Raw genomic sequence first — 24,016 nt, 5'->3', positions numbered from 1 at the left:
TATGAGATGGCCTAACGGAGCGAAAAGTGCGTTTGCTTTAGGGTTTGACCTGGACGGCGACACCATTTGGCGCAACAAGACAAAAACGCTGCCTAAGGGCAGCGGCTACATCAAGGGGCCTTCCATCGGCCAATGCGGAACGAAAAAGGGCGCGCTGCGGGTGCTGGAAATTCTGGATGAATTTTCTTTAAAATCCACCTGGTTTATTCCGGCCAACATTGTGATGGAGCATCCGGGTCTGGTGGAGACCATACTGGACCGGGGGCATGAGATCGGCCACCATGGACTGGACCACACCGGGGAGTACGGAGCGACCTTCCAGGAGCAGAGAGAGCGCATAGAGCGCTGTCAGGAGATATTTGAGAAATATACCGGGCGGCGGGCCCTGGGCTTTAGGCCCACAGGGGCGCTGCTGCCGGAAACGGAGCGGTGGATCTATTCGGAGGGCGGGTTTGTGTACTCCAGCGCCGGGATCAGCGGCGAGGCCTGCGGCTGGTACGAGGTGGAGGGGGAACTCACCGGTGCGGTAAATATCCCCTGCCGGGACGAGCAGATGGACGACTACGTGCAGACGGTGTTCCACTCCTACCCGGCGGTGCTGGTGGGAATGCCCCGCATCGCGCCCTACGAGAACGCGTATTCCAACTGGGTCCGCGAGGTGGAGGGTATGGTGCGTATGGGGAATTCCGGTTCCACGGCGTTCCACCCACAGATCGCGGGTACGCCGGGGAGAGCGGTGATATTTAGCAGTTTCTGCGAATATCTGGCTTCCAACCGGGACGTGTGGTGCGCCACCTGCCTGGAGATAGCGGATTATTATAAAGCGGCAATGGAGGGGAATGACGATGCTCATTGAAAAGACGGCGTGGCCGTCCAATAAAACATGCGCGGCTATGATCAGCGTGAATCTGGACGCCGAGTTTTTCGGCAAGATTTACTATCCGGACGTTAACGTGGACGAGGGCGATATCCTGCGCCTGGGCCGCACCGGCATCCGTTTTGGGCTGCCGAAGCTTTTGGAGGTGCTGGACCGCTTTGAGGTGAAGGCAACCTTCTTTATACCGGGAGCCGTGGTGAAGCGTTACCCGGAGGCGGTGGCCTCCATCGTGGAGCGCGGGCATGAGATCGGCTGCCACGGAAACAACCATGAAATTCTGGCCCACATGACCGCAGAGGAGCAGCGGGCGGCGCTGACGGAGGCGAGGGATCTTCTGACAAAGGCGGCGGGTAAGGCGCCTGCGGGATTTCGGATGCCGGAGGGAGAGATCAGCGAGGAGACGCTGGCGCTGGTGAAAACGCTGGGATTTTCCTACTCCAGTTCCCTGTCCGACGACGACGTGCCCTATGTGCGGGAGTCCTGCGGGCTTCTGGAGCTGCCCATCCACTGGGAATTGTTCGACCTGCCTTATTTTGCGTTCACATTTGATCCGCCCATCCCTCCGGGGCAGTCCCGCAGCGCCCGCATGGACGATGTGTTGAAGAACTGGCTCTACGAGCTGGAGGGCGCCAGGCGGTTCGGGACGCTGTTCAACCTTCAGCTGGACCCTCAGGCCATCGGCGAACAGGGGCGCATTTTCATGTTGGAGGAGCTTCTGACGGAGATACAGAAGGCGGAGGACGTTTGGGTAGCGACGGGCGAAGAGATCGCCGCGTTTTTTGGAGCGTAAAGGAGGTATATTTTGGCAGAAGCAGCACTGAATGCAATGGCCCAGCAGCTGGTGGACCTGACCCTGTGCAAGACGCGCTACGATGCGTGGGATTTGCAGTGGTACACCGAGGGGCCGTTCTGGAGAAGAACAAACATGCGTTATTCCCGGGAGTATAAGATTATCCCGGACTATGAGATCGGGGACATGAAGCACGGCAAGACTCTGGAGAATATTCTGGACGAGTCGGAGAGCCTTACAAAGAGCCTGGAGCAGTACAAGGTGAACGCGGGGGAGAAGGAGATGCAGAGGGTCAATTACCTTCTGGATCATGTGCAGAACTTAAACGTCCGCGCCCGGATGCTCCTGGGGGAACGGTTTTCCTTTGATCAGATGACGGACGGGCTTTACTGCCTGGTGGCGCCTGCCACGGATTGTCAAAAATTTGACGATATTTTGGAGGAGCTGAATCAGGCGCTGCCGGGGACCGGGTCCGTGCAGGAGAAGATTGTGGGGTTCCGCAAGAAGCTGGCGATTCCGCCGGAACACTTGCTGGCCGTGATCAAGGATTCCACCCAGGTGTTCCACGACATTGCCGTGAAGCGCATGGACGTGACCGGCAACAGCATGCCCAGGGTGCGGGTGCGGGAGCTGCCCAATCAGGACATGGTATTTCTGTCCATTCTCTTTGGGTACGACTACAACCACATCGAGTACGAGCGGAATTTCAACCTGCTGTACCCCTGGACCGTGGACAAGGTGGTGGAGTATGTGGGGCATGAGATGGAGCCGGGGCATCTGACTTATTTTGAGAAGCGGCTTCAGACCATGATCGATACCTGCTGGCCGGAAATGTCCATCGTGTCCCAGTTCTCCACCTCCAACGCCTTCGGCGAGGGCTCGGCCCGCCACGTGATCTCCATGAGTTTCGATAACTCGGTGGAAAAATTGACGGAGTTTGAGCGGGAAGTCATTTTCAGGAACGCGGGAATCGATCCGGGGCTGGCGGAGCTTATGCCGCTGTGGCATCGTTTCTGTGAGCTCTCCGGCTACGGAAAGCTGGAGGCCAGCCGGAAGATCTGGGATCAGGTGTGGACGGAGGAGGAGGCCGGGCGCTTCCTGGAGCGCTACGGGTTCGCCGAGCCGGGAACCGGGGCGGAAATCGTCGGACACATGGCGGAGGACGACGGGCATTTTGTGGCCCACGACTACTCGCGGGACGTGGTGAGGGAGTATTTCAATTCCGTGACCGAGGATGTGACGCAGCAGTGGAAGCTGTACGAAAAGTTGTGTTGCGCCCATGTTTCCATGCGGGGGATTAAGGATCGGACGTTTCAGGTGGAATGAATAGGAGATAGGAAGCAGCAGCGCCGGTTTGAAGCCTGGCGCTGCTGTTTTGTGGGGTGCGCCCGGCGGCGCACGTTTCTAACCGGTGCAAGTCCGGAATCCGCCCGGTAGTGGGAAGGATATAGCCGAAGGCAAGGGTGTCCATCGTGAGGTGGAATCTGAAGGAAGCCGGATATGGGGAACATACTAACCCATGGGCAAATCTCTGGTCTGACGAACAGAAATCACATCAGGCTATGCATGAGGGTAAGACTGCCCCACAAGTTGAAGCCCAATAACTACACGGAATCATGTATGGTAAATGTGGCAGATAGATGGAGAGAAAGAAACGTGTGGTACCCGGGGAGGTCTGTACGATATGTCCTGAAAGGGATAACCATCATCGTGAGATAATGCTGAACGTACAGAAGTCAGCCGAGGTCATAGTAGCCGAGAGGCGAAGGACCGAATCAATAGGAGTCCTTAGTACAACCGGGAAAGGAGGAAAGAACATTGGGTGCAGAAAACAGAGAAAGCTGCTTGCAAAGAGATAGCGCGGAACGTGAAGGGTATGTGAGAGCGCACCGTTCTTTCCGTCGGATATGGAAAGAACGGGACAGTGCACAACCGGAGCTCTTAGAGAAGATACTGGATAAGGACAACCTGAACAGAGCGTTCAAAAGAGTAAAGGCAAACAAGGGTGCGCCGGGAATCGACGGAATGACCGTGGAGGAAGCCGGAGCATACCTTCGGGAGAACCAGAAAGAGCTTATCGGGAGAATCAAAAGGGGGAAATATACTCCCGACCCGGTAAGACGAGTGGAAATCCCAAAGCCAGACGGTGGAATACGAAAGCTTGGTATTCCAACAGTCAAAGACCGTATTTTCCAGCAAGCCATAACACAACAGCTCATGCCGGTCTATGAGCCGTCATTCTCGGAAAATAGCTATGGTTATCGACCGGGGATAAGCGCAAAAGACGCCATTCTGAAAGTGAAGGAGTATGCAGAACAGGGATATATCCATGCAGTGACATTAGACCTGTCGAAATACTTTGATACACTTAACCACGAAATGCTCCTGAATATCCTGCGAAGGAATGTAAAGGACGAAAGGGTAATCCAGTGGATTAAGAGATACTTAAAGAGTGGTGTCATGGAAAACGGTATAGTCATGGAAACAGAAGAAGGATCGCCGCAGGGCGGAAACATCTCGCCACTGTTGGCAAATATCTATCTGAACGAGTTCGACCAGGAGTTTGAGAAGCGGGGAGTGGCATTTGTACGCTACGCAGACGATATTGTGCTGTTAGCCAAAAGTGAGAGAGCCGCAAAGAGATTACTGGAATCCAGCACGAAATATCTGGAGAAAACACTGAAACTGAAAGTGAATCAAAAGAAAAGTCGTGTAGTAAGTGTGTTTGCAATCCGAAATTTTAAGTTTCTTGGCTTCACATTGGGAAAGAACGGGAAGGGCATATATGTCCGGGTTCATGGGAAGTCATGGAAGAAGATGAAGACAAAACTGAAAGAGCTCAGTTCCCGAAGGTCTTGTCAGAGTATACGTCCTTCATTGGAAAAGATAAAAGTATTCATGCGTGGATGGCTGAATTATTATGGGATTGCGGATATGAAGAACAGGATAGACGAACTAAACTCATGGCTGTATCACCGTATTCGAATGTGCATATGGAAACAATGGAAGTTACCCAAAACAAGGAAAAGAAACCTAATAAAACTCGGAATACCTGAATATTTTGCACATCAGGCGGCAAACAGCCGCAGGAAATACTGGTATGTATCGGGAATGGGAGCGGTCAACAGAGCATTAACACAAGAAAGACTGATAAACAGTGGCTTTTATGATTTAGCTACTGCCTATCAGTCCGTGCACGTCAACTATTGAAACCGCCGTGTACCGAACGGTACGCACGGTGGTGTGAGAGGACGGGAGTTAATCACTCCCTCCTACTCGATTCGGAGATGGGATGGGGACAGTGATTGCGGGCGCCCCCTACGGGTCCAGGTCCCGGTCCAGGATTCCGGCCTGGATCAGGGTCTGGATTTTCAGGCCCAGGGACAGGTTGAACACGGTCTCGCTGTCGGACAAATCTTTTCCTAGTATCTGGGAAATTTTGTTCAGCCGGGCGTACAGCGTATTTTTGTGGATGTACAGAAGGTTGCAGATGGCGGAGGGCGAGGCGCAGCAGGTGATGTAGGCGGTCAGCGTGGGGAGCAGGTCCCCGCTGTGCCGGCTGTCATAGTCCGTGATCGGCTGAATATATTCCTGGTATACCTGCAGCAGGGGCGCGAAATCCACCTGGTTGGAGCGGTCGAAGAAGAAGCGGAGGATGCCCAGCTCGTCGTAATAGCAGGACGCCTTGTTCAGGGAGTGCTGGGAGATGGCCAGGGCTTTGAGCGCCTGCAGATAGCCCTGCCTCACCCGCTCGGTGGGCACGATTCCGCTGATCCCGACGCCGTTGTACTGTTCCTGCAAAAACTCGCGGAATAGGCCGATGACGCGCTCAAAATCCGGCTTGCCGCGGGAGACCAGTTGTTTGGGCAACAGGGTCACGATGTAGTCCTTCCGCTCAAACAGGAAAAAGTTGATGGTGCCCATGGCATTTACCAGGTGGTCGTACAGGGCGTTGAACTGCTGGCTGGTGAGCAGCTCGTGGAAAAAAGTGTCCGAGGTACTTTGGGGAGTCCGGCCTGCGATGAGCACGTAGTATTCGTCGTAAATTACCTTCTGCACCAGCCCGTATTTCTGCATGAGCTTGCGGAAATCCGTCTGTTCCGACTCCACCAGCTCGTCCAGCAGGAAGTCGTAATACCGGTTCACCGTATGGGCGATCTCATCGGACTTGATAATCTCAAATTTCATGATCGCCAGAATCTGCTGGATTTTGATGCTGCGCTCCGGGGACAGCGTGTCCGTGCGCTCGTCCAGAGAGAGGAGAAGGTAGCCATAACAGTTGCCCTCGTCCACGATGGGGAAAATGAAGATCCGGCAGCCCTGTTTGCGGCAGTAATGGTTCCGGTACAGATAACCGTTGATCCGATTGCCGTTGATGCCCTCCGCCAGGCAGGTCTGGCTTGCCGCCGGAGGATTGGGGATGGATTCCAGGGCGGATTCCCAGTTGAAGGAATCCTCGTTGCAGAACGGGTTCAATACCAGGTAGCCGGAGGTGTCGTGGGTATTTTGCAGGTGAAAATCCGACGTGACGAAGGCCACGGGGCATTCCAGCAGCTCCGCGGCGATGCGGATGATACTCTCCCCTTTTCCCTTGTGGTGGAGCAGCTCCTTGGAGAGTCGTTCCATGGTCTCTAAGGAGGCCTCGGCCAGCCGCTGCATCCCGCTGTAGGCCAGCTGGCAGCACTGGGAAACGGTTCGGGATATGTCGGAATCCCCGGGGATCAGAAACGTGGGAAGGAGGCGCTCCGCGTCCGAAGGAAATGTGATATCGTCTCCGTAGCGCACGGCGGCGCAGGAGCGGTGGGTAAGGACTTCTAGCATCTGGCCGTTTAAGTGCCGCCCGGTTCCCCTGGGAAAGAACAGCAGAGTCTGCCCTTCGACGGAATCGGGGAAGCCGGGATTTTCCGGCTCGAAGATAACGATTTGATGAATTTCCGCGGTCTGCATGTGTTCCGGCGGTTGGGCGGCGGGCAGCAGAAGCCCGCTGCTGACGAGGTTATTTAAATTCAGATCCATGAGTTCGTGAGGCCTCCTTGGTATGGTGTGGCGTTGTGATTGCTTCTATTATAGCGTCCATGAGGGCGGCGGGCAAGAGAGAAACAAAAACACAGAAAAACATGCCGGAACACGGAATAGGGGCTTCCACAGACGCCCTGTTTGTGATAGGATTAAGGAAATGTATCTCTAGTTACATTCGATTGCAGAGTTCTTCTGCAACGGTCTATGGCCAGATCGGCCGGGATTCACGTTTATCTAATTTCACATCTGGAGGAATGTCTATGGAATTCAATCACAATCAGGAAACAGTTTCTTGCGGGGCGCAGACGGAGGCGGTCCGCTGGATGGAGCGCCACCCGGAGGTGTTCGGGCCCTGCAGCGCAAGGGAAGAGGTGTTGGCGGAGCTGGAAAAGGACGAGGCGCTTTTTGCGGAGTATCAAAGGCTGTCCCAGGGGTTAAAGGAGGAGTTTTTGCACTTCTGTATGGGGGTGAACGGGATGCGGATCACTTATGATCCCATGTTTAAGTTTGTCTTTGACCCTGGAACGAAGCCGGAGCGGCTGGAGGAGTTCATCAGTCTCTGCCTTGGGGAGAAGGTGAAGATTCTCCAGGTGATTCCCAATGAATCCGGGCGGCTGACCGAGGGCGGGTCTCTGCTGGTGATGGATATTCTGGTAAGACTGGCGTCCGGGGCGTTAGTGAACGTGGAGATTCAGCGAGTGGGCTACCTGTTTCCCGGCGCCCGCTGCGCCTGTTATTCCAGCGACCTGCTCATGCGGCAGTATTCCCAGGTGCGGGAGGAGAAGCGCAGGACCGGGGAGCGGTTTTCGTATCACGATATCAAGCGGGTCTATACCATTGTGCTGATTCAGAAAAGCACTGCTGAATTTCACCGGTGCCCGAAGGAGTATCTTCATTAGTTGAACACCGATAAGGAAGTATCAAGAGCTAATTGAACTTAACGGCTGACAAACAGGTACTGCTAAAAGAACGCTCATGATTCTCAATTGTAGAATCATGAGCGTTCTTCTTATTTTTTCTGGCCTTCTTTTATAGCCATAGCGATTTTTCGTTTATGATGCTTTATTAAGGCATTTGCTTCTTGATCATTAAGTTTCAATATTCCTTTTGCCTTTCTTGCATAGTCAATAAACGTTTGTTTTTCATCATTACGAGAATAAATACTATATAGTTCTTTTGCTGATATACGCCTGCCTTTAGATGATGTCCAATTACTGCGTCCAATGGTATTAGCTTTTCGACGCATCCTGTAATAATATTTTGTTATCGCACGTGGCCTTATTCTAATGTTTTTGCCATCAAATAGAAATCCTAAGTAATTTATGCTAGATGGCTGATCACCCTCATAGATTACTTCGTCCTTATAAGTATAGCAAGAAGTCTTTTCCTTTTGTAAATCAATAAGTCCTTTCATTGATTCTACATAGGAAAAAATGTAGCTTGTAAAATCCGCGATTTCGGCATCTCTCTCGTATGGCAAGACAATGATAAAATCGTCTGAATAGCGCATATAAATCCCGCCTTTGCTGGTTACATAACGCTTAATGTCTTTATCAAACTTTATCATGTAAATGTTGGATAGTACAGCGCTAATTGGGGAACCTTGCGGAACGCCCACCCCAGAAATATTCTTTTTTATATCTTTTTTGTTTTTCTGAAATTGTTCTTTAGTCAGCACTGTCTCTTTACTATTGATTTTTTTGCGAACACCTCTTTCTGCAATGTTTTCGCCAGCTGCCTTTACAATGTCTTTCCAGTCCCAGCTTGAAAAACGGGTGATGTTTTTGAAAACAGAAAAGTAATCTTGAGGCAAACGCTCAACACCAAGCACTTCGCACATCATTTTCTTGAGATATTGATGTTCCAAGTTGTCGAAGAAATTAGTAAAATCACCTACTAAAATGAAGCACTGAGGAAAGCTGCGTATTGCATCAAAAGCATCCTTGGCAAAATCAATATTGTTTTTCCCTAAGCTATCTCGATATGCAATTGCAACGTCATCTATGTTATTTTCACAAGCCAAAATATTATACTGGCAGTTCAATAAAAATGCATATCGCTGATATACACACCTATCTAAATGTGAGCAGTAGTATAGCTCTCGTGGCTTTTTAGGCCCTTTCTTTCCATAACGAGAGTTTTTCTTCTCAAAGTGGATAAAAGGATAAAAACTGTGTGTAACTATTTTAGTCCGATCCATTACGTATTTTCTAATTGAAGGCATGGATAACGACACGCGCAGATCAAAATGTGCATAAGGCTTAGTATCATTGTGGTGTTTAACAAAGTTAACCCATGCTTGACATATCTGGTTTGAACTACAATTATGACAAGATATAGGTTGTTGACATTGATTATATTCTTTTTGAGTTTTCATAATTCCCCCCTAAAATGCATCATGCCTGCTAACATGGGGGACAACATCCCTAAGTTAGCAGGCAGGTACATGAACATTATTGTCCTGGGTGCATCTGATAGCGTTCCGTAGTATAATCATACTGGAAAGGAGTATCATGTTCAACGAACCCAACCTAGAATTGGTGGTTCTATGTGTAACGTTACTCATAGAAACATCAATTCGGCCAGACTTGACAGAAATGCTCCGCCCTTACAGCCAAACGTGTAAGGTAATATTATTTTATACCTAAATACGCACAAAGTCAAACTATTCTACGCATTTCAAACTGCATTTACAGGGGTAAGAATGGTATGGTACTTCCAGCAGCCCAACCACACCAGAAACGCCCAGTAGTATCGGGCCTTTCTACCCTCTAAATGCGTAGGCACAAACGTCATAATAGCACCGGGCGCAAGCGAATTTCTGCTTGCGCCCGCTTGGTTACCACACAGCAAAGACAAAGGAAGCCGTCAAGGGCGCGGAGTGTTCATCTCGACCCTTGACGGCTTCCTTTGTCTTTGCTATTTCTTGTTTACGATGACTTCCGTGAGCTTTGCCTGCAAGCGGTCTTTCATGTGTTCATCCACCCTCACATGAGGCAAACCGTCCAGATCGTAGAGTGTCCGGGTACACAGTTTATTCATGTAGCCGTCATAATATCGCAAGACACTTTCCACGGCCAACGGATCACCGACGCGGACCGCCTCAATCACGGATAAAGGCAACAGCTCCCGTCCGCAGAAAGTTGGCTGCTTCATTTCGCTTTCCTCCCTCCGTCGTCCTCCAATCGTTTCCGCAATTCATTCAGGGCCTTAGTACGGCGCCGCTGAACGGAGCTACGGGACATTCTTGCAATACTCCCAATCTCACCATCTGTCAGTTCCAACACACAATACAGGATCAAAATGCCTTGCTCCCGTTCCGGCAGGCTGGCAAAGGCATCAGCCACCAGCTCGTCCCGGATATGCAGAGTGTAACCGTAGGCCGTGAATAGGATACTGTCGCTTGGGTATTCGTCCATCGAGCAGAGTTTGTCCATTTCATGCTGGCACAAGGTACTGAACTGGATTGCACGTTTCCGCTGGCGATTTAGTTCCCGGAAATAGTTCATAGCCTCATGGCGGAGAACAGTTTTGCAGAAAGCGTCAAACCGGTAGCATTCTCCATAATCATCAGGGATGTATTTCATTTTCTCACCCCCGATCCGCGGGAGAGTGAGAAAATGTGGTCGATTGCGCCGCCCCTGTGTCTATGTTGTTGCGGCAGCTCCGGCCCGCTCCGAAATGCCGCGATATCAGCCCAGTGGAAGTTGATGTAATTTGAAGATCATCTACACTGTATAGTACATCTTTTTGTCCGTACCACTCCCATGATAAGGACAATCTTTTTTTAAGAAGTTATGCTTTTGAAAAATAGGACGTACCAGCATGGCGGCTCCCTCCGTGGGCCGCCGATCCTGCGCCGGGCAAAGAGAAGCGGCGGCTCTGCAAATCAAAGCCGCCGCTTCATAGGCGCGTGGAAATGTGTCTGCTTTACGACGGCTTTTTTCTTTTGCCGTCGTGCGGCAGAATGTTACTCCATATTCAATTCAATGCTTCCAGTGAAATTTTCACATTCAATGCCGATATAGTTTCCGCCTTCAGGGAGTGTAATTGTATCGCTATATGTTCCGGTTGTTTCAAGTAAAGTGACTGCTTCATCAGATCCAGAAATCCAAAATACTTTTGCAGTACCTTCCGTAACCTCCAAAGTGCAATCAATAGACAGCTCCTTACCGGCTCCTCTCTTTATGGAAGTTCCTCCGAACAAATACTCTGTATCTGAAAAATCCTCATAGTCGGCTGTATAGCTTCCGGTATAATCGTCAATTCCTTTTTCTTTCGTGCCCTGTAAAGATAAATTTCCGGTAAGCGCTATGGAACCAGCAGACTGAACGATATTATTATACTGATCGAGAACTTCATCTTTTGTACAACCAGAAAGTACAGAAGCCCCCAACAGTATCAGGCATAATGATAGAACTATTTTCTTCACAGGTATCACCTTCCTTTCCTGCGTACAGCACGCTTTCCTCTTCCCTTGGCCTTTGTCTGCTTACGGGCTTTCATTTCTTTTTTGTTACTGGACATCACTAATAAAAGTACAGCCCAGAGAACCATGATGCCAACCCCAATGACTGCCAGCAAAGGATTCGGGGCTGTGGTTGTTCCGGCATATCCACTCATGTCAAAGCCCACTAAAATCAGCGCAGCAGAAAACGGATAGATGCTGGCAAGGATACCGCCTTTGAAGAACAGCATGCTATATCCAAGGAAGAACGCCAGAATGGAACCGCCCAGATATGCCCCTCGGATCTGCCCAAAAATCAAGATCAGCGGCATACAGACCAAATAGGTCGTCAGAGCTGCCAACACGATCTGTGTACCTCCATGAAAAAACATTTCCGCTGTCAGCCCAGATAAGCCAACCGTCAATCCAGTAATCAAGGTAACGCCAACGCTGTATATTCCCAGCAGGACTGCAAGAATACCAACCCAAAAGAGTTTGGCACCCAGCATTTTTGGCATAGAAACAGGAATTGTCATGATGTTTTTCAGCGTATCATGGGTGGATTCTCTGTCAATCAGCCAACTGCCAATCATCACCAGTGAAATCGGAAAAAACATCTGCGTATTGCCCCAGACAACATTCTCAAACAGAGTGGAAAAATCATAGTTTGGATTTCGGTACTCCGCCTCCACAATCAGCTGGCTCCCATATTGCACCAACGGACAGAGTGCAAGCGCTACCAGCCCCACCCAAAGTATTTGGCACCGGCGTAGTTTCAGTAATTCCGATTTTAATAAATTCCACATAATTACACCCCCTTAGATTTCCTGACACCGGTAAACCATCGCAATCAACGCAAGAAATACAATCGCTTCCACAATAATCACGCCGAACACCTGAACACTATTCAGGAAATACGGACTGATCCGTTCCAACAAGTCTGCCAATTCCGCACCGGTCTGGCTTTGGTCATAAAATTGGAATGTCCAGCGGAAAGCCAGCGGCCCCGGAAACAGGGTTCCGATGTTCAAACCAAAAGGCTGGGTGAGAAACATATCGCTCATGGAAAGGATATAATTCGCAATCGTATAGAAAAAGGTAATCACAACCGACACGATATAGTTTTTATTAAGAAGAACAACGAGCAGAATGCAGGGAAGTGCGCCAACCCACATAATCAACCCTTCTTCAATTCCAACGCCAAACAATGTCCAAAACCCAACTGGCTCCCAGCCCTGAAACAGCAAAACCGCAAGATTTACCAATCCTCCAACTGCCATAAAGCCAACGGCAAACAACAGTAAAACCAGCATCTTGGAAAGCACCAGCTTGGTTCTATTTACCGGTATGGTAACAAGATTTTTCAGTGTGTCATTGTCCAGTTCCTCAAACAGAAGATTGGAAGCCAGTATCACAAGAAGCGGCATCAAAAGCAAATAGGCACTGAGCTGGAATAGGCTGGACATCACTCCATTTACAGCATCCACATCAGTGTTTACATCTGCCAGAAAGAAAGCGTAAGCCAATGGCATGAAAACAGAAAGCAGCAGGGAAATCAATACCAGTGGCTTCCGTTTTAATTTCAAAAATTCGCATTTGATTAGTTTAAGCAATTCCTTCGCCCCCCGTCACACGCTTGAAGTAATCTTCAAGGCTTTCTTCTGAGGTTGCGGCCTGAGATACCTCCAATCCGTTTTCTACAAAGGCAGTTACAATTTTCCCCACAGGCAGATCAAGGTTGTGCAGGCGCAGATTGTGGTCGTCCTGTATAGAGAAATGGTTTTCACGGAAATTGCGTTCCAAAATCCTTGCCGCCTGTGCAGTATCAGAGAGCGTAAAACGAATATGCTTACTGCTTTTTTGCTCCAACTCGGCAAGACTTTCTTCTTCCAGCAATGCGCCGTGGTCGATAATTCCAATATCATCAGCCAGCAGGGAAATCTCCGAAAGAATGTGACTGGAAATCAGAATCGTTTTTCCTCTTGCATCGCAAAGCTTCCGAATAAAGGAGCGTACCTCCGCAATACCGATGGGATCGAGACCGTTGATCGGCTCATCCAAAATTAAAAGTTCCGGATCGTGCATAACAGCAAGAGCGATGGCAAGCCGCTGCTTCATACCAAGAGAATACTGTGAAAAGAGCTTTTTATCTTTGTAGGGCAGTCCTACCAAATCCAGAGCGTCTTTGATGGCATGATTGTTTGGTACGCCCCGCAGGGTAGCAAAGATACGCAGGTTCTCTGTGCCGGTCAGGTTGGGATAAAAGCCGGGGGACTCGATCAGGCTGCCAATACGGGGCAGCAACTTCTTTTCATTCCCCTGTAAAGACTTTCCCCAGATTTTGACCTCTCCGGAAGTCGGCTTCGTTAAGCCCAACAGCATTTTCATGGTAGTGGTTTTTCCGGCTCCGTTTCTGCCCAACAGACCATAAATTCTCCCACGCTTCACATGGATATTTAAGTCAGCCACACTCTTTTGAGAGCCGTATTGCTTCGTCAGATTTTTTGTTTCAATGATGTAATTTGTATCCATATTCAAAACCTCCTGTTCTGTAAGGTATTCTATCACGCCAACCTTGCATTAACCTTGCCGCAACCTTGCATTAACCTTGCAATTTAGAATCCGGCTAAAATGACAAGGGTTCCCGCCGCAAGGACGGGAACCCGCTTAAATCTCCAAAGGAAAAAGCAACATAAATTCAGTTCCTTTTCCCGGTACACTTTCAACTGTTATATTTCCACCCATCTTTTCTACTAACTGATGGACAATAGAAAGACCAAGACCGCTGCCTTTTTCAGACCGACCCTTATCACACTTATAAAGCCGTTCAAAAATGTGTTTCAAATCTTCTTTCTCAATTCCCACCCCATTATCCGCCAACAGCAGTTCCATGTTATTTTCCTTCTTTGACAAGGCGATTTTGATTTTATTCGCATGGCTGTGAGCGATTACATTTTGAATGAGATTATTGATGATCCTCATATAGCTGTCCATATCCAATTTTACCCGGATAGGCTGTTCTGGAATATCAATGTCATAATCGACCTGTTTATCCTCAAAAATCGGTATCCAGTCAATCAGGATATTTCTTGTCAGCTCTGCGGCCTCAACGCTCTGGATTTCTAAAGCAAACTCGTTGGAATTTAACTTGAACCAGTCAAAGAGTACATCAATATACTCTTTCAAATCATGGGCTTTCCGGCGGGCGGTTTCAATATAATCATCCCGGTCTTTTCCTGTGACCAGTCCTTTGTGTGCAGCGTCAAGATAGCCGATGAGGGTTGTAAGGGGTGTCCGAACATCATGGGAAAGGCTCGTCATAAGCTGGCGGTTGGTTTCCTCTGTCTGCCGTACAGTTGAAAGTCTGCTTTCATAGGACACAACGATCTCATTGATTTCATAGGCAAGAGGTGCTGTCAGTTCATTTGTTGCAGATAAAATACGCCGGTTGCCATTTCCGTTTTTCACATCAACCAGTGCATCGGTCATTTCTGCGATTTGCTTTTTTACGCGCCGAATGAGAACAATGGAAGTCAGCACAGCCACAACAGCAATCCCAATGGACAAGAAAACGATGATTTCCATACTGGCTACACCTCCTTATTAAAGCGATAGCCAATCCCTTTGACCGTTTGGATATACTTTGGACTGGAAGGATTGACTTCTAATTTTTTACGAAGCCGGCTGATGATCGCCATAATATTGCTGTCATCATAGAAATATTCTTCGCCCCAAACTTCCTCATAAATCTGCTGTTTTGTCAAAATTTTTCCTTGATGTTTTGCACAGTACAGGAGCAGATCAAATTCCTTTGGCGGAAGTTCAAAAGTGCCGGTTTCCGTCGTAACAGAACGATTTTCAAGGTCAATTTGCAACCCATCAAAATCCAGTTTTTGCATAGTTCCCGTTTGCTGATTAAAGCGGGTGTAGCGGCGAATGAGGGACGCAATACGGGCAATCAGTTCGTCCATATCAAACGGCTTTGTTAGATAATCGTCCGCTCCGGCCCGTAAGCCCCGCACTTTAGAAGCGCTGTCATTTTTGGATGTGAACATCAAAATCGGCAAGCTGTTCTCTTTGCGGATTTCTTCCAGCGTTTCAAAGCCATCCATACCGGGCATCATCACATCCAGCACTACAAGCTGATACTCCTGCTCTTTTAATTTCTGCAAGCCCTCTTTTCCGGTATTACAAAAATCAGCTTCTATGTTTTCTGCTTGTACGCTGCGTTTAATCAAAGCGCACAGTTCTCTGTCATCATCTATAATCAAAATTTTATTCATGGCGCAGTTCCTTCCCTTGTCTTGTCCGCCCATCAATCGGCTTCTCCGCAGTTTTAGGGATCAGCCAAATACCAGCCATTTTCACAGCGCCGGGGATACGCTCTCCGGCACAATAATAATTTACCCTGCGAGGTGTCACGCCCCATTTTTCGCTTGCCTCCTTGACTGTTATGTAATCCATGTCCGCACCTCCGATAATAGTATTATAGTTCTTACAAAAGAATGATACAAGAAACGGAATGTAAAATTAAAAGTTTTCATTTAGCGGGCAGTTTCCGTCCTTGTAAACGTATTATTGGCAAAGCAAAAAACAAGGGTTTGGGAAGTTCCCAACAGGCAAGAATCTCCGCTCCGGCAGCAGGCTGGAAACGGAGATTTTGCGGGAGTGTGGCTACACTCCCTATGCTTGCTCTGTTGTGGCTTCCCCGGAAAGGACGGGAACGGAATGGAACAGAAGCCAAAAGCACAAGAGAACGATTATCTTCCGAAAAGAGGAAATCCGCTGCAAGAAACTATCTGCTACAAGATCGGCGGGACGGTCTTTGAAATCGAAACTTCCTGCGGCGGAACGGAAGCGCTCTATGACAAAATGGTGCGGCTCATTCGCTCGGAAGCCATCACAGATGCTGACAAAGACCACAAAGCGCGGTATAATAAGGACAGCAACCTGTTTGTCGGGCGTTCATTACAGGAGGAATGAACCATGACAGCAAACACAAACTATCCCGACAACATCACCGCTTTATACGCCCGCCTGTCCCAAGAGGATGCGCTGGACGGCGAGAGCAACAGCATTGCCAATCAGAAGAAAATCCTGCTCAAATACGCAACGGACAATCATTTTTCCAATCCCACATTTTTCATTGATGACGGTGTTTCCGGTGTCACTTTTGCTGAGGTTAGATAGCGATACTTTTTACATCTACCATGTTGCGGCGGTCATGGTTGACAACTTGCGTCGGCTCCTGCTCGGTATCAACCTGTCCGACAAAGCTGTAATGGATTTCGATTTTCCGGGTGTTGGTTTCCCGGTCTAATTCATGTATCAAAATACGGTCGATAAACTCATGGACGTTTTCATAGGTCAATTCCTGTATGTCGCTGTATTTCCCGACAATCTGAATAAACCTTGATATATCCCTTTTTCGCTCGGTAACGGTTGCGATCTGCTGTTGTAACTCGTCTATCCTTGCGGCAAGGGATTTCTTTTCGTCCTCATAGCCGGAAGTTAGAAACACAAACCGTTCATCTGTCAGTCTGCCTAATGCGTTGTCCTCATACAGCTTGCGGAAAAGCGTGTCAAGTTCGGTCATACGCGCCTGTGCTTTGAAAAGTTCCTTTTGCTGCTGCGCTAATGCCTTTCTCGCTTCCATGTCGCCGTACTCGGTAGCTTTACAGATAAAGTCCTGTTCGTGTTCCTTAACATACCGCAAAACCCGCCGCATATCTTCCAGCACTAAATCAAGAAGTACGTTTTTGCGGATATAATGAGAGGTACACTCGCTGCCTGTCCTTGCCCTGTTGCGCCATGCGCCGCAAGAATAGGAAAACTTGCGCGGCTCGATATTTACGCCCTGTTGGTAATACATCTTATGTCTGCAACCAGCGCAAAACAGCAAGCCGGAAAAAATATCAATCTCCGCTGCTTTTGTCGGGCGGTGGCGGGTAGCAATCCGCTTTTGCGCAAGTTCAAAGGTTTCCTCGTCAACAAGCGGCTCATGGGTGTTTGGGAAGAAATAGCGTTGTTCTTCTTCGTTCTTCCGGGTCTTTTTCGACTTGTAGGATACCTTGTGAGTTTTCGCGGTTATGGTATGCCCTAAATATTCCTGCCTTGCTAATATGTCATAGAGCGTTTTGTCCGGCCAAGTATAGGGGGCGATCATTGCCCGCTGATACCGCGCCTGTCCTGTACGCTGATAGCGCAACGCTCCAATCGTCAAGACTTTGTTTTCCGCAAGCCATTTTTGGATTTCGCACATACGCACACCGCTAACAAACATAGCGAAAACCTGTTTGACAATCGGCGCGGTTTCCGGGTCGGGTATAAGGTGGTGGCGGTTGTTCGGGTCTGGGATATAGCCGTATGGATATTCCCCGTTGACGCGCTCGCCTTTTTGCGCCTGTGCCTGTTTAACTGCGCGGATTTTCTTGCTTGTGTCGCGGGCGTAAAACTCGTTAAACCAGTTCCGCAAGGGGGTAAACTCGTTATCCTCCCGCGCTGTGTCAACTCCGTCGTTGATCGCGATATAGCGTACTCCGTTTTCGGGAAATACAATCTCTATGAGTTCGCCCGTTTTCAGATAGTTTCTGCCAAGACGGGAAAGGTCTTTGGTAATGACCGTCGCCACTCGTCCGGCTTCCACTTCCTGCAACATCGCTTGCAGCCCCTCGCGCTCAAAACTCACGCCGGAAAATCCGTCGTCCACAAAAAACTTTGTGTTCAAAAAATGGTGTTCGTCCGCATAGCGTTGAAGTATCATTTTTTGGTGCTGTATGCTTCCGCTTTCTCCGGCTTGCATATCCTCTTGACTTAAACGGCAGTAAAGGGCGGTGATTTTATTCGACTGTAACATTAGTCCTCCTTTCCGACAGCCGAATAAACAGGTATAATGTGTTGCTATCATTATACCATATCCCGCCGCCTAATGCACTACTCGGACGCTAAAAATCCCGGATTTCCGGGCTTTTTCTGCAAATCCTTTACAATGAGTTTCTCAATCTTTTTATGGATTGTATCGGTTGCCTTTTCACTCGGCAACGCTTGAACAAGATAGGTGATTTTCCCTATTTTGCGTTCGGTTGTAATTGTCTGTTTTTTATCCATTAGAAAAACCTCCTTTTCCTGTATGGATAAACTATATTCGTCAAAAGGCAAAAACGGGCGGTTGTTAGCTGCAACCTCACGGGAGTTTCACCCCGGCCCATGCTTATGGGTGCGCCGCGCAATACTTTGAGGGTGTTCAACGCGGGAGTATCATTGTGCCGCCTTGTATGTCGTCGCCCACAAGCTGCTAAACCTGTTTTACGGCGCGGTAGTTCTCGCTCGGCTTTTCCCCTACGGGGAAAAGCTGTCATGGCGTACCCGCCGACTGGCTCGGTACAGACGGAATGTACCCGTTTGCCTGTTATGCTGCGCACCAAAGGCCGCTTTCTTTGTCAAAGAACAATAGGCTTTGTCGGCCTGCAAAAGCACATCAACAGCGGATATGCTTTTGCGGAACGACAAATAGCCCATAACGGGAAGCGTGGAAAGGGGACACGCTCCCCGCATGGGCTAAAAGATTATCCTACATGAAAAGCAAGGGTGCGGGTAATAAGGCGCACTTGCAGCCTGTTACGCATTTCCTCGTCCACATAGGAATAGGTATTGCCCGCGTCGTCTTTCAGCGTGCGGGTACAAAGTTTCGCTATGTAACCCTCGTAGTGCTTCAAGATCGCGCACATGGCGGTTGTGTCGCCGTTTGCCGCTGCGGAAATGACAGGGAACGGCAACAGATTTTCAGACTTCCTAACGGTATTCATCATCTGCTTTTCCCTCCAAATACTGTTTGATTTTCGCAAGCGCGGATTTCCTGTGCCGGAAAACCGTCGTGCGTACAACATTCAGCAGTTCGCCAATTTCCGCGTCGCTCATATCCAAGAAGTAGGACAAAAGGATAATGTCGCGTTTCCTTTCGGGCAAAGCGTTAAGGGCTTCGGCAAGCAGTTCATTTTTGACGAGTACATCAAAGCCGGACACTTGAAAACGGAAATAATCGCTTTCGTATTCGTCCGTTGTGAAAAGCTGCGCGAGTTCGCTTTCGCTCAAATCCGAAAAAGTAACTTCGCGTGCTGCGCGTTTCGCAAGAGTGCGGCGGTGGCTTTTCGCTTCGCCGACCAAAGTTTTCTTTGCTAATGCGTCGTACTGATGTTGTATTCTTTCCTTGTCGGAAGAAGATAGCTCCATAGAGTTCACCTCCTTCCCGCGTGGAGTAGAGGACGGGAGTTAAGGGCTTGTCCTCTCTGCCCCTTTCGCTCCGTACCCGTTCGGGAGATGGCTCTTGAGTGCGCTTTTCAGAAAAAAGTTGAAAAAAGCAAAATGCGCCCGTCCGCAAGACGCGGACGGGCGCAAAGGAAATGTAAGCAGTAGCTAAATGTATTGACAGTTCACATTCATAGCCGGAATATCCCGCTTGCGGAGCATAGCTTTTTTTGACCGCAAAGCATTAGGCGGGTTACAGTAAATAAAAATGGACACGGCGATACCTCCCCGATACCGCCGTATCCTTAAAAAAGGGCGACTTTAATACACTACCCGCAATCCATTCTATAATAGGGAACAGCGGCTTTTGCGCAATATTAAATAAAAAAGCCGATAACACATAGGTTTTTTGACCTAATGCGTTATCGGCTCTGCGTCTATGCGTCTGGCACTTTTAATCATTTTTTTTTGAATTTATTATATGTGTTAGCTAACTGTCCACAAGCCGCGTTAATCTCTCTGCCATGAGAAACTCTCATAGTAACTTCAAGTCCTGCTTGCTCTAATTGATGTTTGAATGCAACTATTTCCCGTTTCTGTGGTGCTTTAATTCTTGAATTGCTTGTTGGGTTGTATTGTAACACGTTAATCATAACTTTTTTGCCCCGAAACCATTTTGCAAGTTGTCTTACATCTGAGGGCCGGTCATTTATACCCGGTAAAAGCAAATACGCAAAGACAATTTTGCGATTATGCCTTTCAGAATAGGATAAGGCTTGCTTAACAACATCTTCAATAGCATATATGCGCATGTGAGGAATAATACGATTTCTTGCAGATTGTGTTGCTGCGTGTAAAGATATTGTCAACTGAATTTTAAGATGTTCCTCGCGCAATTTTTTTAATTGATCGACCGGACCAACTGTTGATATGGTAATGCCGTCGGTTGGAAAGTTGAGCCCATATCTATCTCGGAGAATATGGATTGCTTTTATCAAGTTGTCATAATTGAATAAAGGCTCTCCCATACCCATAAAAACGATACGGTTTACTTTTCGACGCAACAATATAATCTGTTGTACGATTTCTGACGATGTTAGATTACGAACAAAGCCATTTCGCCCGGACTCACAAAAAATACAACCAACAGGACAACCGACTTGTGTGCTCACGCAAACAGTTCCACCATCTCGCCGCTTGATAAAAACCGTTTCAATGTATTTGTTGTCTTTCAGTTCGTAAACATACTTTTCAGTATCACTGCTTTTGCAAATATTTTTTACCAACATTGATAGATTTTTTTTGCGTGGTAATTGCTTATATAATTCTTCATATAAGGCTTTTGCTTCATTCTCGCCAATAACTTCCGACATTTCTTTGTAAGTAAATCCGTATGGATCATTCCGTACTTCCGCAGGCGTATATTTAGGTAAACGTTTCATTTTTATATCCTTTCTTCTAAATAATAAAAGTTTGTTTTTCTGTATTTTTGATTACAATCTCTAATTTTTCTACATCAATGATATGCGTCAATTTGCATTTAGGGCAGAAAAGAGGAAAATCTTTTAATACAGTATTATGAAATACTTGAACTCTCGTCTTTCCGTTACAAATCGGACATTTTATCCAATATTTTTTAAGCATTATATTTCACTCGTCCTTTTTACACAAAAAAATGCAGGTCAATCCTCAACATGAGCATTGACCTGCATTTATAATGCACAGAGCAGTACAACAAAACTAAGGCATAGCTTGCACTATGTCTATACTATATCTATACGTCGTTAGTTTTTTGTATAGCATCCGCAAAATAAGCATGACAAAAAAGCCCATGTTGAAAATGGGAAAATCCTTTTTTTCAATGCTTATCTAATACGCATGCTATGCAACATAAACGCCGCCTCCTTTTACATAAATTTTATTTTATCAGAAAATCAGTCTACTGTCAATACACAACAGGAAGTATTTAACCTAATGATATGAATTGTGTGGACATATCCAAAAAGAAAGGTGAACTGTAAAATGTAACAGGGTGAATGAAAATGGCAAAAAGACCCGTACCATTGTACGACTTTAAGGCTTTCGGGGCAGCTATAAAAGCCGCGAGAAATGAATACGGCGAGAGCCGCAAAAAGGTAAGCGACGAGTTATATATTTCCCCGCGCTACCTTGCGAATATCGAGAACAAGGGACAACAGCCGAGTTTACAGGTATTCTATGACCTTGTAACCCGGTATCATATTTCGGTAGATCAATTTTTCTTCCCGAACAGCAATGCGGAGAAATCCACCGGGCGGCGGCAGCTTGACGCGCTGCTGGACGGTATGAGCGATAAAGGCATTCGGATTGTAACCGCAACAGCAAGGGAGATAACGGAAGTCGAAAAAGCAGAGGATTAACCTCACAATATGAGAAATCGGGAGATTGCAGCGCATGGCGGCTGCAATCTTTTTTTGCGTCCAAAATCAAAGGAACGCGCAACAAATACCGCCTTTCGGTGGGGGTATGGAGTAGATAGCAAGCACAGCAAACGAGTACCCGTTTGCGGAAAATGCTTGTTGGGATAATCCCAAACCCTTATACCGAAAGGCGGTGCGGAAATGGAAAACCGAAAGAGAAATATACAGATGAAGTTTTACGTTACGGAAGAAGAAAAGCGGCTGATCGACGAGAAGATGAAGCAGCTTCCCATAAAGCAGTATGGGGCATACTTCCGTAAAATGGCGATAGACGGGTATATTCTTGTCGTTGACCGAAGCGACACAAAAGCATATATCCGGGAACTGCAAGCGGTGAGCCGGAACATCAACCAAATTGCAAAACGCGCCAATGCGACGGGGACGGTTTACAGGCAGGATATAGAGGACATTAAAAAGGCGGTGGACGAGATATGGCGGTTACAAAGACGCACCCTATTAAATCAACCTTAAAGGCTGCGATAGACTATATCTTAAATCCCGAAAAGACAGACGGGAAGCTGCTTGCGTCCTCTTTCGGCTGCGGGCTGGAAACCGCCGATATTGAGTTTGCATGGACGCGGGAAGCTGCCGGAGATCGCGGCACACATTTAGGGCGGCACTTGATACAATCCTTTGCGGTGGGAGAAACCACACCGGAAGAAGCGCACAAAATCGGCATGGAACTTGCCGGGGCGGTATTAGGCGGCAAGTATGAGTTTGTTTTGACAACTCACGTCGATAAAGACCATCTGCATAATCACTTGATTTTCAACGCGGTTAGCTTCGTTGACTACAAAAAGTACCATTCCAACAAGCAAAGCTATCACTTTATCCGGCGCACCAGCGACAGGATATGTAAAGAGCATGGGCTATCCGTCGTCGTACCGGGACAGGACAAGGGAAAAAGCTATGCAGAATACACCGCCGAAAAGCAAGGGACAAGCTACAAAGCAAAGCTGAAAACGGCGATAGATACTCTCATTCCCCAAGTGAAAGATTTTGACGAACTGCTGCGCCGCTTGCAGGAAATGGGGTATGAAATCAAACAGGGCAAATACATTTCCTTTCGCGCTGCCGGACAGGAACGGTTTACCCGCACAAAGACGCTCGGCGCGGCCTATACGGAAGAAGCGATAAAGGAGCGTATCAAGGGCGTGTATGTTGCCAAAACAAAAACGCTGCGGGAAGATAAGAAAATCCGGCTTGTCGTCGATCTTGAAAACAGTATCAAAGCCCAACAATCGGCGGGCTATGAACGGTGGGCGAAAATCCATAATCTGAAACAGGCTGCGAAAAGCATGAACTTCTTGACCGAAAACAAGATTGAATATTATAGCGACCTTGAAAGCAAAATTGCGGATATTATGACCGCCCATGACGCGGCGGCAAAGGCGGTTAAGGAAGTGGAACAGCGTATGTCTGATTTGTCGCTGCTTATCAAGCACACCACCACATACCGACAGTTAAAACCGATTTACGATGAATACCGAAAATCGCCGGACAAGGAAAAGTATCTGCGGGGGCATGAAAGCGAAATTATCCTGTTTGAAGCTGCGGCAAGGGCATTAAAGGAAATGCAGATAAAGAAGCTGCCCGATCTCGCCGCGCTGCGCAAGGAGTATAGAAGCTTAAACGACAGGAAAACCAAATTGTATGAAGATTATCGGCAAGCCAAGAAGCAAATGCAGGAATACGGCGTTGTCAAAAAGAACGTCGATAGTATTCTTTACCCGTCCCAAAGCAGGGCGCGGGAGCAGGAGCGATAAGGCGCAAAACATGGGGTGGCAAGTGGAATGTTAAGGGCTGAAAACGCCTGTGTTTCTGCGGCTTCCAGCGCATGAAAACGACATAGACGATAAAGTATATTCAAACCCGCAAAAACGGCTTTCTAATTGTCCACGCAAGGACAAAAAAAGAACAGGGGCGCGGTGCCGGAAATCGGCAACCGCGCCCCTGTTCTCTATGGGCTATTCCTCGTCGGTCAAGATAAACTCCCTTTCGGAAAACTCGCTGTCCGTCATGGCTTGCAGCTTGTTCACCGCTGCGGCGGCAAGCTGGCGCATATCCTCGTCCATGTAGGGCATGGCGGCAAGGATATTTTCAAGCGTTGTTTCCCGGCTGTCCTCGGCGTAGATCGCAACAATGTTTTCTTCCTCAATGGTAAAGCGGGTATTCATGCT

28 protein-coding genes and 1 pseudogene are annotated in these 24,016 nt (G+C 48.1%); 11 read left to right on the top strand and 18 right to left on the bottom strand.

The window, feature by feature from the left end; genetic code table 11:
• Position 1: 1 nt before the first annotated feature.
• The 5 genes from ACK2JC_RS10445 (at position 2) to ltrA (ending at position 4,877) form a co-directional block, all read left to right on the top strand.
• A complete protein-coding gene (locus tag ACK2JC_RS10445; RefSeq protein WP_368272194.1) occupies positions 2-856 on the top strand; it encodes a polysaccharide deacetylase in 855 nt (284 codons plus the stop codon).
• A complete protein-coding gene (locus ACK2JC_RS10440; RefSeq protein ID WP_320936096.1) occupies positions 846-1,667 on the top strand; it encodes a polysaccharide deacetylase in 822 nt (273 codons plus the stop codon). The genes ACK2JC_RS10445 and ACK2JC_RS10440 overlap by 11 nt, the downstream gene beginning before the upstream one ends.
• 12 nt (positions 1,668-1,679) lie before the next feature.
• Entirely contained in the window at positions 1,680-2,993 is a 1,314-nt protein-coding gene (locus ACK2JC_RS10435) for a hypothetical protein (RefSeq protein WP_276854530.1), read from the top strand.
• A 314-nt stretch (positions 2,994-3,307) separates the two neighbouring features.
• Positions 3,308-3,526, top strand: coding sequence for a hypothetical protein (locus ACK2JC_RS10430; RefSeq protein ID WP_166434608.1), 219 nt, complete (start codon positions 3,308-3,310; stop codon positions 3,524-3,526).
• Positions 3,486-4,877 carry a group II intron reverse transcriptase/maturase gene (gene ltrA / locus ACK2JC_RS10425; RefSeq protein ID WP_411338485.1) on the top strand — a complete coding sequence of 464 codons (1,392 nt, stop codon included), beginning with the start codon at positions 3,486-3,488 and terminating at the stop codon, positions 4,875-4,877. The genes ACK2JC_RS10430 and ltrA overlap by 41 nt, the downstream gene beginning before the upstream one ends.
• Before the next feature lie 108 nt (positions 4,878-4,985).
• Here ltrA and ACK2JC_RS10420 read toward each other — a convergent pair whose 3' ends face one another.
• Complete coding sequence (locus tag ACK2JC_RS10420; protein ID WP_320938450.1) at positions 4,986-6,683, bottom strand: PucR family transcriptional regulator; 1,698 nt, start codon at positions 6,681-6,683, stop codon at positions 4,986-4,988.
• 263 nt (positions 6,684-6,946) lie between these two features.
• Here ACK2JC_RS10420 and ACK2JC_RS10415 point away from each other — a divergent pair, with 263 nt between their 5' ends.
• Positions 6,947-7,585, top strand: coding sequence for a PD-(D/E)XK nuclease family transposase (locus ACK2JC_RS10415; RefSeq protein ID WP_411338484.1), 639 nt, complete (start codon positions 6,947-6,949; stop codon positions 7,583-7,585).
• Positions 7,586-7,695: 110 nt separating this feature from the next.
• Here the strand turns inward: ACK2JC_RS10415 and ACK2JC_RS10410 are convergent, their stop codons facing one another.
• The 10 genes from ACK2JC_RS10410 to ACK2JC_RS10365 form a co-directional block, all read right to left on the bottom strand.
• Positions 7,696-9,063 (bottom strand): reverse transcriptase/maturase family protein, encoded by a 1,368-nt coding sequence (locus ACK2JC_RS10410; protein WP_368272244.1) that lies wholly within the window; start codon positions 9,061-9,063, stop codon positions 7,696-7,698.
• 542 nt (positions 9,064-9,605) lie between these two features.
• Entirely contained in the window at positions 9,606-9,842 is a 237-nt protein-coding gene (locus ACK2JC_RS10405) for a helix-turn-helix domain-containing protein (RefSeq protein WP_287826607.1), read from the bottom strand.
• Complete coding sequence (locus tag ACK2JC_RS10400; RefSeq protein ID WP_287826608.1) at positions 9,839-10,273, bottom strand: sigma-70 family RNA polymerase sigma factor; 435 nt, start codon at positions 10,271-10,273, stop codon at positions 9,839-9,841. The genes ACK2JC_RS10405 and ACK2JC_RS10400 overlap by 4 nt, the downstream gene beginning before the upstream one ends.
• A 383-nt stretch (positions 10,274-10,656) precedes the next feature.
• The gene (locus ACK2JC_RS10395) at positions 10,657-11,118 is read right to left on the bottom strand and encodes a hypothetical protein (RefSeq protein WP_368272243.1); all 462 of its coding nucleotides are present in this window, start codon (positions 11,116-11,118) and stop codon (positions 10,657-10,659) included.
• A 5-nt stretch (positions 11,119-11,123) separates the two neighbouring features.
• Positions 11,124-11,939 (bottom strand): ABC transporter permease, encoded by an 816-nt coding sequence (locus tag ACK2JC_RS10390; protein WP_368272242.1) that lies wholly within the window; start codon positions 11,937-11,939, stop codon positions 11,124-11,126.
• 12 nt (positions 11,940-11,951) lie between these two features.
• Entirely contained in the window at positions 11,952-12,746 is a 795-nt protein-coding gene (locus tag ACK2JC_RS10385; RefSeq protein WP_368272241.1) for an ABC transporter permease, read from the bottom strand.
• A complete protein-coding gene (locus ACK2JC_RS10380) occupies positions 12,739-13,665 on the bottom strand; it encodes an ABC transporter ATP-binding protein (protein WP_368272240.1) in 927 nt (308 codons plus the stop codon). The genes ACK2JC_RS10385 and ACK2JC_RS10380 overlap by 8 nt, the downstream gene beginning before the upstream one ends.
• Positions 13,666-13,800: 135 nt before the next feature.
• Positions 13,801-14,718 (bottom strand): sensor histidine kinase, encoded by a 918-nt coding sequence (locus ACK2JC_RS10375; RefSeq protein WP_368272239.1) that lies wholly within the window; start codon positions 14,716-14,718, stop codon positions 13,801-13,803.
• Positions 14,719-14,723: 5 nt separating this feature from the next.
• Positions 14,724-15,416 (bottom strand): response regulator transcription factor, encoded by a 693-nt coding sequence (locus ACK2JC_RS10370; RefSeq protein ID WP_368272238.1) that lies wholly within the window; start codon positions 15,414-15,416, stop codon positions 14,724-14,726.
• A complete protein-coding gene (locus ACK2JC_RS10365; protein WP_368272237.1) occupies positions 15,409-15,597 on the bottom strand; it encodes a DNA-binding protein in 189 nt (62 codons plus the stop codon). Before ACK2JC_RS10365 ends, ACK2JC_RS10370 begins: the two co-directional genes overlap by 8 nt.
• A gap of 264 nt (positions 15,598-15,861) precedes the next feature.
• On the opposite strand from ACK2JC_RS10365, the gene ACK2JC_RS10360 reads away from it, so the two are divergent.
• Positions 15,862-16,116: a hypothetical protein gene (locus ACK2JC_RS10360; RefSeq protein WP_368272236.1), complete on the top strand. Its 255-nt coding sequence runs from the start codon at positions 15,862-15,864 to the stop codon at positions 16,114-16,116.
• 3 nt (positions 16,117-16,119) lie between these two features.
• Positions 16,120-16,308 (top strand): annotated as a pseudogene (locus ACK2JC_RS10355) (recombinase family protein); the annotation flags it as partial.
• 7 nt (positions 16,309-16,315) lie between these two features.
• Here ACK2JC_RS10355 and ACK2JC_RS10350 read toward each other — a convergent pair.
• From ACK2JC_RS10350 to ACK2JC_RS10325, 6 genes are all read right to left on the bottom strand, one after another.
• Positions 16,316-17,989: a recombinase family protein gene (locus ACK2JC_RS10350; protein WP_002604471.1), complete on the bottom strand. Its 1,674-nt coding sequence runs from the start codon at positions 17,987-17,989 to the stop codon at positions 16,316-16,318.
• Between the two features lie 77 nt (positions 17,990-18,066).
• Positions 18,067-18,240, bottom strand: coding sequence for a transposon-encoded TnpW family protein (locus tag ACK2JC_RS10345; protein WP_002604472.1), 174 nt, complete (start codon positions 18,238-18,240; stop codon positions 18,067-18,069).
• A gap of 458 nt (positions 18,241-18,698) precedes the next feature.
• Positions 18,699-18,941, bottom strand: a complete 243-nt coding sequence (locus tag ACK2JC_RS10340; protein ID WP_002604473.1) for a helix-turn-helix domain-containing protein — start codon at positions 18,939-18,941, stop codon at positions 18,699-18,701.
• Positions 18,925-19,362, bottom strand: coding sequence for a sigma-70 family RNA polymerase sigma factor (locus ACK2JC_RS10335; protein WP_002604474.1), 438 nt, complete (start codon positions 19,360-19,362; stop codon positions 18,925-18,927). The genes ACK2JC_RS10340 and ACK2JC_RS10335 overlap by 17 nt, the downstream gene beginning before the upstream one ends.
• A 473-nt stretch (positions 19,363-19,835) precedes the next feature.
• Positions 19,836-20,819, bottom strand: coding sequence for a 23S rRNA (adenine(2503)-C(2))-methyltransferase RlmN (rlmN, locus tag ACK2JC_RS10330; RefSeq protein WP_002584956.1), 984 nt, complete (start codon positions 20,817-20,819; stop codon positions 19,836-19,838).
• A gap of 16 nt (positions 20,820-20,835) precedes the next feature.
• Positions 20,836-21,021: a cysteine-rich KTR domain-containing protein gene (locus tag ACK2JC_RS10325; protein WP_003431289.1), complete on the bottom strand. Its 186-nt coding sequence runs from the start codon at positions 21,019-21,021 to the stop codon at positions 20,836-20,838.
• 398 nt (positions 21,022-21,419) lie between these two features.
• Between ACK2JC_RS10325 and ACK2JC_RS10320 the strand changes: the two genes are divergently transcribed.
• The 3 genes from ACK2JC_RS10320 (at position 21,420) to ACK2JC_RS10310 (ending at position 23,602) form a co-directional block, all read left to right on the top strand.
• Positions 21,420-21,776, top strand: coding sequence for a helix-turn-helix transcriptional regulator (locus ACK2JC_RS10320; RefSeq protein ID WP_002584957.1), 357 nt, complete (start codon positions 21,420-21,422; stop codon positions 21,774-21,776).
• Positions 21,777-21,977: 201 nt separating this feature from the next.
• Positions 21,978-22,307, top strand: a complete 330-nt coding sequence (locus tag ACK2JC_RS10315) for a plasmid mobilization protein (protein WP_002584958.1) — start codon at positions 21,978-21,980, stop codon at positions 22,305-22,307.
• Positions 22,268-23,602 carry a relaxase/mobilization nuclease domain-containing protein gene (locus tag ACK2JC_RS10310; RefSeq protein WP_021749504.1) on the top strand — a complete coding sequence of 445 codons (1,335 nt, stop codon included), beginning with the start codon at positions 22,268-22,270 and terminating at the stop codon, positions 23,600-23,602. Before ACK2JC_RS10315 ends, ACK2JC_RS10310 begins: the two co-directional genes overlap by 40 nt.
• Positions 23,603-23,803: 201 nt before the next feature.
• On the opposite strand, the gene ACK2JC_RS10305 is transcribed toward ACK2JC_RS10310, so the two are convergent.
• On the bottom strand, positions 23,804-24,013 hold the full coding sequence (locus ACK2JC_RS10305) for a transposon-transfer assisting family protein (protein ID WP_002584960.1): 210 nt from the start codon (positions 24,011-24,013) through the stop codon (positions 23,804-23,806).
• Between the last annotated feature and the right edge of the window lie 3 nt (positions 24,014-24,016).

It is taken from the genome of Enterocloster lavalensis (assembly GCF_046603895.1).
Lineage (GTDB): Bacteria > Bacillota > Clostridia > Lachnospirales > Lachnospiraceae > Enterocloster > Enterocloster lavalensis.
Note: the sequence above shows the minus strand (reverse complement) of the source record. Positions and strands in the feature narration are given on the sequence as shown.

Coding starts and splice junctions, on each gene's coding strand:
- ACK2JC_RS10445 (WP_368272194.1), top strand. CDS start 2: ATGAGATGGCCTAACGGAGCGAAAAGTGCGTTTGCTTTAGGGTTTGAC.
- ACK2JC_RS10440 (WP_320936096.1), top strand. CDS start 846: ATGCTCATTGAAAAGACGGCGTGGCCGTCCAATAAAACATGCGCGGCT.
- ACK2JC_RS10430 (WP_166434608.1), top strand. CDS start 3,308: ATGGAGAGAAAGAAACGTGTGGTACCCGGGGAGGTCTGTACGATATGT.
- ACK2JC_RS10420 (WP_320938450.1), bottom strand. CDS start 6,683: ATGGATCTGAATTTAAATAACCTCGTCAGCAGCGGGCTTCTGCTGCCC.
- ACK2JC_RS10415 (WP_411338484.1), top strand. CDS start 6,947: ATGGAATTCAATCACAATCAGGAAACAGTTTCTTGCGGGGCGCAGACG.
- ACK2JC_RS10410 (WP_368272244.1), bottom strand. CDS start 9,063: ATGAAAACTCAAAAAGAATATAATCAATGTCAACAACCTATATCTTGT.
- ACK2JC_RS10405 (WP_287826607.1), bottom strand. CDS start 9,842: ATGAAGCAGCCAACTTTCTGCGGACGGGAGCTGTTGCCTTTATCCGTG.
- ACK2JC_RS10400 (WP_287826608.1), bottom strand. CDS start 10,273: ATGAAATACATCCCTGATGATTATGGAGAATGCTACCGGTTTGACGCT.
- ACK2JC_RS10390 (WP_368272242.1), bottom strand. CDS start 11,939: ATGTGGAATTTATTAAAATCGGAATTACTGAAACTACGCCGGTGCCAA.
- ACK2JC_RS10380 (WP_368272240.1), bottom strand. CDS start 13,665: ATGGATACAAATTACATCATTGAAACAAAAAATCTGACGAAGCAATAC.
- ACK2JC_RS10375 (WP_368272239.1), bottom strand. CDS start 14,718: ATGGAAATCATCGTTTTCTTGTCCATTGGGATTGCTGTTGTGGCTGTG.
- ACK2JC_RS10370 (WP_368272238.1), bottom strand. CDS start 15,416: ATGAATAAAATTTTGATTATAGATGATGACAGAGAACTGTGCGCTTTG.
- ACK2JC_RS10365 (WP_368272237.1), bottom strand. CDS start 15,597: ATGGATTACATAACAGTCAAGGAGGCAAGCGAAAAATGGGGCGTGACA.
- ACK2JC_RS10360 (WP_368272236.1), top strand. CDS start 15,862: ATGGAACAGAAGCCAAAAGCACAAGAGAACGATTATCTTCCGAAAAGA.
- ACK2JC_RS10350 (WP_002604471.1), bottom strand. CDS start 17,989: ATGTTACAGTCGAATAAAATCACCGCCCTTTACTGCCGTTTAAGTCAA.
- ACK2JC_RS10345 (WP_002604472.1), bottom strand. CDS start 18,240: ATGGATAAAAAACAGACAATTACAACCGAACGCAAAATAGGGAAAATC.
- ACK2JC_RS10340 (WP_002604473.1), bottom strand. CDS start 18,941: ATGATGAATACCGTTAGGAAGTCTGAAAATCTGTTGCCGTTCCCTGTC.
- ACK2JC_RS10335 (WP_002604474.1), bottom strand. CDS start 19,362: ATGGAGCTATCTTCTTCCGACAAGGAAAGAATACAACATCAGTACGAC.
- rlmN (WP_002584956.1), bottom strand. CDS start 20,819: ATGAAACGTTTACCTAAATATACGCCTGCGGAAGTACGGAATGATCCA.
- ACK2JC_RS10325 (WP_003431289.1), bottom strand. CDS start 21,021: ATGCTTAAAAAATATTGGATAAAATGTCCGATTTGTAACGGAAAGACG.
- ACK2JC_RS10320 (WP_002584957.1), top strand. CDS start 21,420: ATGGCAAAAAGACCCGTACCATTGTACGACTTTAAGGCTTTCGGGGCA.
- ACK2JC_RS10315 (WP_002584958.1), top strand. CDS start 21,978: ATGGAAAACCGAAAGAGAAATATACAGATGAAGTTTTACGTTACGGAA.
- ACK2JC_RS10310 (WP_021749504.1), top strand. CDS start 22,268: ATGGCGGTTACAAAGACGCACCCTATTAAATCAACCTTAAAGGCTGCG.
- ACK2JC_RS10305 (WP_002584960.1), bottom strand. CDS start 24,013: ATGAATACCCGCTTTACCATTGAGGAAGAAAACATTGTTGCGATCTAC.